This window comes from Roseateles sp. PN1 (assembly GCF_038419725.1).
In the GTDB taxonomy this organism is placed as follows: Bacteria; Pseudomonadota; Gammaproteobacteria; order Burkholderiales; family Burkholderiaceae_C; genus Paucibacter_A.
In genome coordinates, this window is record NZ_JBCARA010000010.1 from 84,520 (window position 1) to 97,451 (window position 12,932).

A 12,932-nucleotide genomic window follows, 5' to 3' on the forward strand; every position below is an offset into this window, starting at 1 on the left:
GGGCAAGGCGTAACCCTGCGCAGCGAGCGCAAGAAAACCGGTCACGCACGCCAGCTTCGCCGCCCCTCTCCCATGAAAACAGGCCTCCGCTGTACCCGCAGCGACTGAGCCCCCCTGCCTTTTGCTGGGCTGGCTAACACGATCACACCGATGCGGCAATGTCCGATTACAGGTTCTCTCGGCACAAGCCCCCGCTGACCATGAGCGCACCGCAGACGCAGTCCCCCGCGTCCTCGGCACCGCAGGGGCGCAGCCCACATGTCCACATCGAATGCGGGACACAGCGCCGAACCCAAGTCCAATAATTTCAGGAGTTAGACCTTGAGTAGTTTCAAGAAGACAGGCGCCGCACTCGCGAGTTGCCTTGCCATCGCCAGCCTGCCGGCAATGGCCGACAACAGCATCAAGTTCAGCGGCTTCGGCTCGTTGGCGCTGACCCATATGTCCAGCGACCAAGCCGACTTCAAAGGCGCCTTCGCCGATGTCCCCAATGGCGCCGGACGCAGCGCCGCCACCAGCGCCAAAGACAGCCGCCTGGCCTTGCAGGTCGACGCCGCCTTGAGCGAGCAGCTGGACTTTGTCGGCCAGGTGATGACGCGGCAGAACCGCTTCAACAACTACAAGCCCTCGATCGAGATGCTCAACCTGAAGTACAGCTTCAGCAAATCCACATCCCTGCGCGTCGGCCGCATCGCACACCCGTTCTTCCTGGCATCGGACACGCGCCTGATCGGCTTCGCCAACACCTTTGCCCGCGGCCCCTCTGAGGTCTACAACCAATCGCAGATCTACAACTCTGACGTGGTGCAACTCTCGCACCGCATGGCGCTGGGCGGCGGCAATGCCGTGATGACAGCGGGCATGGGCGAGGCCAGCTACGGCAACCCCACCTCGAACGCCGCGCTGGCGGATGAGGACAAGGGCAAGTACCGCAAGCTGATGTTTGCCGACATCAACTGGGAAGTCGGCGCCCTGCTGCTCAGGCTCAGCCATCACACCGGCCACAGCGACTTCAGCGCCAACGCCGCCAAGCCGCTGTACACCAATGCTGGGCTGGTCAACGCGGCCCTGGCCGATGAACTCAGCCTGACGGACAAAAAGGTCTCCTTCACCGGCCTGGGCCTGGTCTATGACCCGGGCAGCTGGCTGATTCAGGCCGAGTACACGATGACCCGCTGGGGCCTGGGCGCCAAGTCCGTCGTCCCTGGCGCAGATGCGTTCTACGTGATGGGCGGCTGGCGCGCCGGCGCCCTGACGCCCTACGCCATCTATGCCAAGCGCAAGACCGACGCCCCGCGCGTCGTCAGCGAGTTTGCCGTGCCCCAGCTCAATGCCGCCTTCACCGGCTATGCCGCCAACACCGCCAATGCTCAACACACCGTGTCGGCCGGCCTGCGCTGGGACTTCCAGCCCAATATGGCCCTCAAGCTGCAGTACGACCGGGTCACCGTGGATGCGAAATCAGGCGTCAGCTTCCTGACCAATCTGAACCCGGCCAACCGACCCAAGCAAGGCGACAGCTTTGACGTGCTGGGCCTGAACCTGGACTTCGTGTTCTGAGGAGCCATCACATGACAACCATGACTCAACTCAAACACGCCGCCGCCGCACTCGCCCTGGCTGCCCTGCCCTCGCTGGGGCTGGCGCAAGTGGCCGTGATCGTGCATCCCAGCATGTCGATCAGCGGCGCCAAGGCCGAGCAGATCGCCGATGTTTTCCTCGGCAAGAGCGATGCCGTGGGCGGCGCGAGCAATCTCACCGCCATCGACCAAGCCGAAGGCAGCGCCGTGCGCGACAGCTTTTACAAAGCCGCCGCTGGCCGCGACGCCGCTCAGCTCAAAGCCTACTGGGCCCGCCTGACCTTCACCGGCAAGGCCAAGCCGCCACAAGCGCTTGCCAATGACGCGGAGGTCAAGAAGCAAGTGGCCGCCAAGCCAGGCGCCATCGGCTACATCTCGGCCGGCTCCGCAGACAGCAGCGTCAAAGTCGTTCTGACGGTTCAGTAAAGCCAAGCGGCCCCGGTCATACGCCAGCAGGCGAGACCGGGGCTGCGCGCATCCGATTTCCAGGAGTTTCAATGAACATCAAAACCCGCATCACCCTGCTGCCGGTGTTCGGTGCCATCATCTTCACCATCGGCATTGCCATCGTGCTGGGGCTGTCTAACCGAACCCTTGCGGCGATTGATGCCGTGCACAACACCGCCTACCCCTACCTCGACGATTCCACCCAGTTTGCCAACCAGCTCGAGGCAATGGGCGTGACGATTCAGAGCGCCGTGGCCGAAGGCGAGAAAAAGCGCCTGGACGAAGTCCGCGAACGCGCTGGCGCACTGCGCAAGCTGCTGGACAGCATGGGCCGGTTCGACGCGCACAAAGACTCCGTCGCCCGCCTGAGCGGCAGCTTCAGCGCCTACGAGGCCGCGGCCATCCATGCAGCGGAACTCATTCTTGGCATCAAGCCCGGTGACGCACAGACGGCCATCGACCCCATGCAGCGAGCCCTGAGCGCCGTGCAGGCCGATGTGAAGCAGATTCGCGAAGAAGCCTCCGCCGGCTTCGCCGGTGAGCTGAACAGCGCCCGGGCGGGCGTGACGCGCGGCTTGTGGGCCATTGTTTTGAGCGCCGTGGTGGTGATTGCCGCGCTGGGCCTGGGCTCGGTGCTGCTGATTGGCAATGTCTGGCGGCAACTTGGTGGTGAGCCGGAATACGCCCGCGACGTGATGCGGCTGATGGCAGGTGGCGATCTGTCGCAAAGCATTCAGGTGGCGCCAGGTGCTGAGGACAGCCTGCTGTCCGCCGTGCGCGATATGAGCGCCGGCTTGTCCGCCATCGTGGCCGGGGTGCGCAGCGGCACCGATTCCATTACCCTGGCCTCGCGTGAAATTGCCTCCGGCAATCACGACCTCTCCGTGCGCACCGAGCTGCAAGCCGGCTCGCTGGAGCAGACCAGCAGCAGCATGCAAGCGCTGACCGAGGCCGTGAGCCACAGCGCAGACGCCGCCGCCCAGGCCAAGCAACTGGCCGGCTCCGCCACGGATGTGGCGCGCCGCGGTGGCGACGTGGTCGGCCGCGTGGTGACGACCATGGACGAGATCAACAGCAGCTCCAAGCAGATCTCGGACATCATCGGCGTGATCGACGGCATCGCTTTTCAGACCAATATCCTGGCGCTCAATGCCGCTGTGGAGGCCGCCCGTGCAGGTGAACAAGGCCGAGGATTCGCCGTGGTGGCCGGCGAGGTTCGCAGCCTAGCCCAACGCTCAGCTGAAGCCGCACGCGAAATCAAAGGTCTGATCGGCAGCAGTGTCGAGCGTGTCGCAGCCGGCAGCCGCTTGGTACAAGACGCCGGAAAAACCATGGACGAAATCGTCGGCAGCGTGCAGCGGGTCACCGACATCATTGGCGAAATCTCCAGCGCCACCAGCGAGCAAAGCAGCGGCCTCGTCCGCATCAGCGCTTCCGTCGTGCAACTGGATCAAATGACCCAGCAAAACGCCGCCCTGGTCGAACAAGCCGCCGCAGCTGCCAGCAGCTTGGAGCAGCAGGCGCAACAGCTGCAGGGGGCGGTGGCGACTTTCAAGCTCTGACGGGAGTTGACGCCGAGAGTCGTTCCCAAGAGTGAACGTCTTGCTAGACCGTCGCGGCCATACCGAATTGCGTGTGCCAAACCCTTGCACGACAATGTTGACTGTTCTGCACAGACAGCTCACTTCGAGCTCGACAAGCTGGGTCGCAAACAAGCAAGGAAAAGTGGCAGCAGCAAAAGGCTGGTCAAAAGCGATGGATAAAGCCGAAGAAGATCCCAACAGCCGTTACGAACGCCAGCGTCACCGCATCACGCAGACGATCTCACAGTTCACATTGCCATTGATGCTCGACGTCTACCACCGCTTCGATGGCGACTTGATTGCTGCAATCGTGCTGGGCGAGATCGGCGTCCGCAATGTAGGGGTCTGGCTCTCAGATAGGGACAACGACGCCAGCGCTCTGGAGGATCAAGGTCGCTACCGCGATGTATTGCGTCCTTGTAATGCGCTGTCGATTGCAGAATCAACAGGCATACCACGCGAAACGGTACGACGCCGTGTCGAGACATTGATCGCTCGGGGCTGGGTCTACCGTGATGCGCTCGGGCATCTGTATGTGCACCCCCACGTGGCAACCGAGTTCGATGACCTGAGCAAAATGACTCAACAGCGCTTGCGCGAGACATCAGCTAAGTTGGATTCTCTTTTGTCCAAGCCTCAAGAGGCCAGTGAATCGACTGAGAACTAACACGAGACCTAGCTTTGGTGCATGCGTCCGGCCATCCCATCTTGAATTGACCCATCGCGACCGGAAGGATCGTGTCGTCGAAGAGAAGGTTAGACCGACGGTAGCTCATTAGGCGAGCCAGGTCGCGACGGCGCGTCACTCCGGCGGGCATCCAAGTCACAGAAATTCAGGCTTTATCTTGGCCGCCTCGCCGGCGAGTTGGGTCAGGCGGGCGGCCTGTCCCATCACGAAATCACGGAGTTGACCCGCGAACGCGCGCTCACCGGCGTCGATATAGTCGTCTGCCAAAGCCTGCGCCGGCGCGTGTTGCATGACCAGCTTCGCTAGCCGCGCGGCCTCGCGTTTGAGCAGCTTTCTGTCGATGCCGCATCGCTGCGCAAAGTCCGCCACTTGGAACGCCCCCACCTCGTCCAGCGAGAAGGCATCGCCCCAGGCCATTGCCAGTTCGTGGTCGATGTCCGGGTACTGCACCACGCTGACCAGGTCGTACCAAGGCGCCGGGTCGAGACCCTCGCGTCGAACGAAGAACGAAAAGTTCTTGCCATGCGCGTCGCTGTTGCCGATGAGGAACTGGAACAAGGCCCACCTGACCAGGGTCATGCTTGCCACGGCCTTGTTCACGGTCTGTTCCACGCGTTCGAACAACATTTCGAAGCTCACACCTTCCCGAATATTGCGGACATGCTCTGCGCCCCCCAAGTTACGCTCGTACTTGAAGCTTTCGGGCAGGTCCGAGGCCTGGCAGGCGTCGATGATGTGCAGGCGCTGCACGGTGGGCTCGTTAGCGCCCTGTCCGACACCCTGCACGACAACCCGGTCGAATCGGCGCACGACGAGTACCGGCCGCGGCGTTCGGTAGATGCTGACGTCTGCGACGGGCAGCCCCATGCGCCGGGCCAGGGACATGCAGAAGTGTTCGTTGATGACCAGATGGGGCGTTACCTGCCGCGCGGGGTCGGGCTTGAGGATGTGTGTCGACGCCAAGGGGGGCTCGACCAGGAACAGGCGCCCACCGTCGTCCAGCGGATGGTCCAGATAGACCATCAACTTGTCCTGCACTCCCGCGATGGACATCCTGACCTTGCCATCCCAGACCGCCAGCGGCAGCTCATCGCGGTCGGCGATTCGTTGGTCCAGTTCATCGCGGGTCACTTCACGCGGCGGCTTGGCGGCGACGGCGGGTGGCACTTCGTCCGAAGGCCAGAACCGGAATGCCCCGGTGGTCTCGGTCCCTAGCGCGCTGATGAGCGCGTAGATGTTCGATTTGGAGACCCGGTAGGTCGTGGCCGCGATGTCCAGCGCGCGGCCCTCGGGCAGTAGGTTCTCCACGAAGCGCTTCACAGCACCGACGGCATAGCCTTCGGCAGGGGGGTGGAAGGGCAACGCTGGCGATAGCGGAAACGCCGCCGGCGTCGCGACCCAGTCTGCGTCGTAGTCCAGCGACCACCGGTCGTTCATGGGCTCGTAGCCCAGCGTCGCCACCTTCCGGCCATCCGCCCAGAGCTTGAGAGCATGCGAACTCGGTGCGTCGGTCAATGTGCCGGTTGCCGAACTCATGACTTCTCCGGGCGCACGACGGCGGGACGCGAGGCAGCTTGCATGCTGGGATGGTCCTTGGGGCCGAGCATCAGTGCGAGCCCGAGGCTGTCCAATACTGCCAGCAGCTTGTCCAATCGAACGGAGCCTTTGCCGTTCTCGAGGCGAGAGAGCAGGTCGACGGAGACGCCACTCAAAGAAGCTGCGTCGTCGATTCGAAGCGACTGCTCACGTCGACGAGCGCGAATGGCCGGCCCAACGGTGGCGGCGTCGGTAACGCGCAAGAGGTTGTGTAGGGCAGCAGGGGTGGAAGTCATTTCGGAATTTCCGGGATGATGGCCTTCTGTGCGTGCCCAGAAGGTCGATTTCTTGAATTCCGAAATCATGCCACATCTTCGCTCTTACAACCTGTAATTCATCAAATTCCGAAACTAACTCGCCCCTAGACGCTCCAATACAAAAAGATCTTAAATTCCGAAACGCCTCGGGTCATACGTCACATCGGGCCGCACACCGATTGCCGCCGTGGAAAGGCGGTCAGAGGTTCAACGAGCCCAAATGTGATTGAGGATCGGCCGATCGAAAAGCTGATATCCGAAAGAGCGAGGCCGCCCCGAGGCAAGGGCCTCGCCCGTTGCAGGGGTCGTACTGCCGCAAGAGAGCCGCTCAGGCGTCTGCCTCTAGCGCATGACGCCGCGCCCAGCGGTAGTCGGCCTTGCCGGCGGGGCTGCGCTCGATTTTCTCGGCCAACACAATCTGCTTTGGCACTTTATAGGCTGACAAATGCTGGCGACAAATGCGCTGAAACTCATCAAGCTCAAAGCGCTGCCCAGCCTCGACGGCGACCACAGCACAGACCCGTTGGCCCCAGCGCTCATCGGGCAGCCCGACGACTAGCACGTCATGCACAGCAGCATAGTGCCGAGCCACTTCTTCCACCTCCTCTGGAAAGACCTTCTCTCCCCCGGTGTTAATGCATTGCGAACCGCGGCCCAACACGATGAAGCCCCCGTCATCTGCCAGGCGGGCTCGATCACCAGTGAGGGCCCAGAGTCGGCCCTCGATGCGCACAAAGGTCTCGGCGCTCTTTACGGGATCGCCGTAGTAGCCAATTGGCGTATAGCCACTCCGCGCCAAGATGCCCTCCTCACCGGGTACGCGCAGCAAAGCACCGTGGTCGCCCACGATAGCTAGGTCTGGTCGCGGCGGCAGATGCATGAAGCCATCACCCTCAGCCGGCTTGTTTCCCGCGCCAATATGGCCAGATTCAGAAGAACCCATGCCGTTGTTGATCGCAATGTGGGGCAACAGAGCCTTGAGCCGCTGCTGAAGCTGCAGTGAAAACACAGCTCCGCCATTGCCCACGATGCGCAGTGGCAGCAAGTCCCAGCGCTGTGCGTGACGCTCCAAGGCCTGAATCAAGGGCAAGGCCATTGCATCTCCGACGATGGACAAGATGTCAACCCTCTGCTGCGAGACCAAGTCCCATACATGCTCAGCGTCGAAATTCTGCTGATCGTTGAGAACCACCGAATGGCCGGCAAACAGGCTGATCAGCGAAGCCCACATGGCGGCAGCATGCATCAGCGGCGCGGCAGCGAAATAGCGCAGCGCCGGCCCTTGCTGGACCAAGGCGGAGAGCTCCTCAGGCCGTTCAATGGGGCCACGACCGAAATAGGTGCCGCCTCCACCCATGGCCGCCATGAAGATCGACTTATGGGGCCAGATCACCCCCTTTGGGGCACCGGTGGTGCCACCGGTGCAAATGATGTAGAGATCGTCATCGCTGCGGGCCTGCACTGGTAGTTGATCCGAACTTTCAGCAAGGGCGGCCTCATAACTGCCGGCCCGGCTCTCCTCTGTACTGGGGCCCACCTCCAGGCGCAACACCAGCCCGGGCAAGGCTGCGGCAACCGATGCCACCGTGGAGGAAAACTCGCTGCCATGGATTAAGGCATTGACCTCCAAAGACCGCAACAAGAAGTCCAGCTCCTCGGCGACATAACGGTAATTGACATTGACTGGCGCAGCGCCAATCTTGCAACAGGCAAAAAAGCTCTCCAGATACTCTGGCGAGTTGTGAAGTTGGATACCAACGCGGTCGCCGCGCTTTACGCCGCTCGCCAACATGGCGTTGGCCAGACGGGTGGCCCGCTGGTCGAGCGCGGCGAAACTTAGCGTGCGCGTGCCATAGATGATGGCTAGGCGATCAGGGACGGCTGCGGCGACGATCTCGAATAGATCGGCCAAATTGAAGGTACGTGACATGGCGAAATGAACTCCAGGCATTCAGCGACGTTCAACCAAGGCTGCTGGCCGGTATCGCCCATCGAAGACGGCCGGGCCGGGCTCATAGATGCGCATGACGAGATAGAAAGGCCGATCACCGACCGGGAGCCAGTTCGATGTTCCCTCAGCAGGCTGATCCCGCTGGATCCAGATGTCCAGCGAGCCATCGGCATTGCGCTTGGCACCGGGCGTCCGATCGCCAAAGCTGTAGCGGCGCAGCGGATTTTCAATCATCTGCATGGTCTGCAAGTCGTAGGCGATCAGCGACCAGAAGGCCCCTGCGGGTGGAATCTGTTCTGGCTTTAGGCGCAGCGCATAGCGCTTGGCTCCGCTGAGAGGGTGGCCGGCATCGTCGAACACCTTAGCCGCGTAAGTGGACTCCTCGGCCGCGTTGGCGTAGCCGCCCTTGACCACGCCGGCGCGCAGCAAATAGTCTTGACCGTACCGGCCCAGCCCAGTGGGAAAGATCCAGCCGTTGCGTACATCAGGCATCGGCCGATGTTGGGCTGCCTGGATCATGGCTTCGGCATCACTGATGGCGCGCTCAAGTCCGGCACGGGTGTCGGGGTCCAGGGACTCTGTACGGAACTCCTTCGAAGGGCCGACACCGATCTGGTCAAACAAACCCATCAAGGCTGCTTCACCCGGCTCACCAGGGTGCTGCCGCAAATAGCGGTTGAGCTGAGCAAAGAACTCCAGCTTACCCAACGGCTCCAGCGGCGCTGCACGGCGCTCGGCAGGCGGCGCGGGCGCAGGGCCATCGGGCTTGAAGTCTGACAAAGGCGCAGCCCAAAAGGCCTTGACAAGCGAACGCGCGACCGCGAAGTCTGGCTCACCATCGACCAGCATGCGGCCGAGAATCCACGCATGTGGGGTAGGTACCTTGACAATGTGCATATAGGGAGGAAGCGTGCCCTTCCAGCCCGGCCCGACCAGAGCAAAGTACTTGCGACCCGTCCCGGTGGTGCGACGGCCGACATGGCTGACCTCCGAATAGAAATCGGTCACGGCCAGTGTGTAGTAGCGCCCGGCCGTATCGGGTGCGTGCACGATCACTGGTTCGCGGCTCAAATCAAACCAGCCACCGAAGTACAAGGTGTCATTGTTGGGACCGCGCAGGTTGCCTGCCGTACTCGGCGTGACTAGATAGTCGTAACTGTAAAAATGGTTCAGCGCCGCATAGGCTTGCTGTCCGGCAGCAATGCGCTGCGTTTCGTTGTGCATCTGCCGCAGCATGTCGACGATTGGATAGCCGTAGACATATGCCAGCGTGCCAATGTGATGCGCCTGTTGGCTGCGGATGAAGGCCGCGTTGAGCTCGCCCGGGCCGGCGCGCAGGCTAGTCATGCCGAATAGCAAGACCAGACTCAGCATCAGCTTAGCCCGCAAGGGTCCTATCCAGGTAATCAGGTTCATTTTGTGTCTCCTCTTGATGTGTGAACGGCCAAGGCCGTGGCCAGCGGGCGGCCAAGTAGCAGGTCAGCCGCCTTTTCGCCAATGGCAACCGATGTCGCGTTGGTATTGCCGCTGATCAACTCCGGCATCACGGCAGCGTCGACCACGCGCAAGCCCTCGATGCCGCGCACCCGAAGATCGGGAGTGACAACTGCCATGGGGTCATCAGCACGGCCCATGCGGCAACTCGAAGTCGGGTGGTGCCCTGTGGTTAGGTTGGCGGCGATGTATTGCAGCCATTGCTCATCGCTGTCCACGGCCGGGCCAGGTCGAGTCTCGATGTCGGTGAGAGCGGCCAGCGCCGGCTGTTGGGCCATTCGGCGCAGCCAGCGCATGGACATCAGCAGCGCCTGGCGATCGCGCTCGTCAGCGAGATAGTTGAAGCGTATGGCCGGCGCCGCAGCAGCGTCTGTTGACTTCAACCGGATATTGCCGCGCGAGAAGGGCCGGACCTGATTGGGAGCCAGCGTGTAGCCTGGAAATGCCTCCGTTGCGGGGCCAGTGCCCTCTCGCACGGCTTTCTCGACGTCACCAGTCACCGGCAGGCCGAAGACCTGGATGTCGGCGTGCGCGAGTGCGGGGTCGCTCTTGAAGAAGGCTGTGAACTCGGCTGCGGGCAAAGTCAGCGCCCCCCGACGGCGCACACCGTAGCTCAGCAAGGACTTCAGCAGTCCAATGCCGCGCAATTGCTCATTGAGGCTGCCCACGCCAGGCCGTAGTTTCCAGGTCATGGGCACGATGGCGTGGTCTTGCAGATTCGCACCAACGCCTGGCAGATCGTGTTGCACCGGAATGCCCATAGCCTGCAGATGCTCACCCGGGCCTATGCCTGAAAGCATCAACAACTGCGGCGAGTTGATAGCGCCCCCGCACAGCAGCACCTCACGCCGGGCACGAACTTCGATGTCGCGGCCGCCGCGACGGTAACAAACCCCCATAGCACGGCGACCCTGCATCACAATGCGCGTCGTCAGGGCTTGGCTGAGCACCGTCAGATTGGGGCGGCGCATCGCTGGCTCTAGCGCCAGGCGAGCCACGGACGCACGTCGCCCCCCGCGCGCATTAACCTGCAAGAGGCCGGCACCTTCGTTCTCGCCATCATTGAAGTCACGTCTGAAAGCTAGGCCGTTCTGCCCAGCCGCTGTCACCATGGCCTGACTGACCGGATGCGGATGAGGCAGGTCATCGGCCACCAACACGCCCCCGCGGCCGTGCAGCGCATTGCGGATCTGGCCCTGGTCCTCGCTTCGCAAGAAGTAAGGCAACAACTCTGGCCAACTCCAGCCCTCGGCGCCCAGATCGACCCAGCGTTGGTAGTCCAACCGGTGGCCGCGCACATACAACATGCCATTGATCGATGAGGAACCGCCCAAAACACGCCCACGTGGCAGCTTGACGCGCCTGCCGCCGGCCCATTGCTCCGGTTCAGTTTCGTAGCACCAGCTGAAGCGCGGCATGTACATAGACATCCCCCAGCCTGCGGGCATATTGACAAGCGGGTGACGATGGCTACCTCCGGCCTCAAGTAGCAACACCCGTAATTGCGGGTCTTCACTCAGCCGGGCGGCCAGCACGGCACCCGCCGAACCGGCGCCAATGACGATGTAATCGAACACTTCCTGGTTCATGGCGCGGGTCAGGCACGGAAGCGGTAACGCACCGGCAACTTTTTCAGTCCGCCAATGAAGTTGCTTTGCGCAGGCAAAGCCTCGCCAGCCAATTCAATGTATTCAAGGCGCGCCAGCAATTGCTTGAACAACGTCCGAATCTCGGTCAATGCCAGCAAGCGGCCCAGGCAAAAGTGGCTGCCGATGCCGAAGGACAAGTGACGGCCAGCGGCACGCTGCAAATCAAAGCGAAAGGGTTCCGAGAAGACGCGCTCATCCCGATTGGCGGACAGGTAGAACATACACAAGTTGTCACCAGCGCGAATCTGCTGGCCAGCCAGCACGTAGTCTTCAGTGGCTGTCCGGAACATGTGGCGAATCGGAGTAACCCAGCGCACCACCTCGTCGGCGCCGGTGCTGTCCCAAAGCTCCGGACGCTCGGTGGCTAGCCGCAACTGATCGGGATGCTGCAGCAGAGCCAGCAGGCCACCGGCCATCGCGGAGGCGGTAGTCTCATGACCAGCCGTTGTCGCGATCAACAGATAGGACAAGGTTTCCAACATTGCCATCGGGGCACCATCAACGATGCCATTGGCGATCACGCTGGCGAGGTCATCTGTCGGCTCACGGCGACGCGCCTCGACCAAGCGGCTCAGATAGGCCATCAGCTCGGTGAACACAGTCACGCCATAGTCATCCACATCCCCGCGCATATCCGGATCACTGGCACCAAAAAGCTGCTGGGTGCTGCGCAGTACAAACTCCATATCCTCCTCTGGCAGGCCAAGGATGGACATGATCACTGACAGAGGGATGTAGTTGGCAATATCGGCGGCGAAGTCACACTCGGTCCCGAGGCTCTGCATGTGATCGATCCAGCGTTTGCAGATCGCCTCCACCCGGCCCTGGAAGCGCGCTACGCCAGGCCCCAGGAACCATTGCTGCGTGACACTGCGGTACTTGCGGTGATCCGGTTCGTCCATGTCAATGATGGTGCGGACAGCAGCTGTGCGACTGCCCATCATGGCGATGGTGCGATCCTCGACTTCACGCGGGACAAGATTCTGTCTAGGCTCGTTGATGAAAAGCTGGTTCTGCCGCTCAACCTCAGCGATCAACTCATGGCGGGTGACCGCCCAGAATGGGCGGTAGGGCTCCTGCGCCACCCAGGCGACCGGCGCCTCATTCCGGTAGCGCGCCATGCGCTCATGCAATAGCGCCGGGTCGGCGTAGAGATGAGGGCTGACGATGTCAACTTCAGTGGTGTCCATGCGCGTGTCTCCTTTGACGCTGTTCTGTGCAAACGTGCAGGCGTGAATGGTCTGCGCGAAGCCACGCAAGGCTATCGTCCGATCAGACGACCCTGAGGGTCCAGTTACCCATTTCGGGTAGCACGTCCGGGCAGCACTGTCCCAGTGAGGATGCGGCGCGGGCAAGGAACGAATACGTCGTCTTGCTTAGACTTCCCAGACGAGCGCACTGAAAGTTGTTGCTGGCGAGAACCTGCACGTCGCAAGCAGGTTCCCCGCGCCCGCATTTGGCAATGAAGCTGCTTGGTCTTGCCTTGCCAGCTCATCAGGACTCGGGCTTCGAGCCTTGAATCGCGACAACCAACAAGCAAGCAGGCGCCTTGTGTTTGCCAGCTGCTGTTCTGCCACTACTGGTGCCAAGTCGGGTGGCTACGACGTTAACCGCCCGCGTCAACATGTCGCCTGCACGGAGGCCGGAGCGATTACACGTGGACCGACAGCTGATCCATGCGGTGTTT

Annotated in this window: 10 protein-coding genes; 4 read left to right on the forward strand and 6 right to left on the reverse strand. The window is 62.0% G+C overall.

Going from position 1 to position 12,932, the window contains the following annotated elements; all coding sequences use genetic code 11:
- Positions 1 to 321: 321 nt before the first annotated feature.
- The 4 genes from AABB87_RS15930 (at position 322) to AABB87_RS15945 (ending at position 4,277) form a co-directional block, all read left to right on the forward strand.
- Positions 322 to 1,560 (forward strand): hypothetical protein, encoded by a 1,239-nt coding sequence (locus tag AABB87_RS15930; RefSeq protein WP_341972170.1) that lies wholly within the window; start codon positions 322 to 324, stop codon positions 1,558 to 1,560.
- A gap of 11 nt (positions 1,561 to 1,571) precedes the next feature.
- Positions 1,572 to 2,006, forward strand: coding sequence for a hypothetical protein (locus AABB87_RS15935; RefSeq protein ID WP_295082187.1), 435 nt, complete (start codon positions 1,572 to 1,574; stop codon positions 2,004 to 2,006).
- Between the two features lie 71 nt (positions 2,007 to 2,077).
- A complete protein-coding gene (locus tag AABB87_RS15940) occupies positions 2,078 to 3,589 on the forward strand; it encodes a methyl-accepting chemotaxis protein (RefSeq protein WP_341972173.1) in 1,512 nt (503 codons plus the stop codon).
- Positions 3,590 to 3,683: 94 nt separating this feature from the next.
- Positions 3,684 to 4,277, forward strand: a complete 594-nt coding sequence (locus AABB87_RS15945; protein WP_341972174.1) for a helix-turn-helix domain-containing protein — start codon at positions 3,684 to 3,686, stop codon at positions 4,275 to 4,277.
- A gap of 156 nt (positions 4,278 to 4,433) precedes the next feature.
- Here AABB87_RS15945 and AABB87_RS15950 read toward each other — a convergent pair whose 3' ends face one another.
- From AABB87_RS15950 to AABB87_RS15975, 6 genes are all read right to left on the reverse strand, one after another.
- Entirely contained in the window at positions 4,434 to 5,834 is a 1,401-nt protein-coding gene (locus AABB87_RS15950; protein ID WP_341972175.1) for a HipA domain-containing protein, read from the reverse strand.
- On the reverse strand, positions 5,831 to 6,199 hold the full coding sequence (locus tag AABB87_RS15955; protein ID WP_445944880.1) for a helix-turn-helix domain-containing protein: 369 nt from the start codon (positions 6,197 to 6,199) through the stop codon (positions 5,831 to 5,833). Before AABB87_RS15955 ends, AABB87_RS15950 begins: the two co-directional genes overlap by 4 nt.
- A gap of 280 nt (positions 6,200 to 6,479) precedes the next feature.
- The gene (locus tag AABB87_RS15960) at positions 6,480 to 8,081 is read right to left on the reverse strand and encodes an AMP-binding protein (RefSeq protein WP_341972176.1); all 1,602 of its coding nucleotides are present in this window, start codon (positions 8,079 to 8,081) and stop codon (positions 6,480 to 6,482) included.
- A 21-nt stretch (positions 8,082 to 8,102) separates the two neighbouring features.
- Positions 8,103 to 9,449, reverse strand: coding sequence for a DUF1254 domain-containing protein (locus tag AABB87_RS15965; protein ID WP_341972177.1), 1,347 nt, complete (start codon positions 9,447 to 9,449; stop codon positions 8,103 to 8,105).
- A gap of 65 nt (positions 9,450 to 9,514) precedes the next feature.
- Entirely contained in the window at positions 9,515 to 11,185 is a 1,671-nt protein-coding gene (locus tag AABB87_RS15970) for a GMC family oxidoreductase (protein WP_341972178.1), read from the reverse strand.
- A gap of 8 nt (positions 11,186 to 11,193) precedes the next feature.
- On the reverse strand, positions 11,194 to 12,600 hold the full coding sequence (locus AABB87_RS15975; protein WP_341972179.1) for a cytochrome P450: 1,407 nt from the start codon (positions 12,598 to 12,600) through the stop codon (positions 11,194 to 11,196).
- Positions 12,601 to 12,932 lie beyond the last annotated feature (332 nt).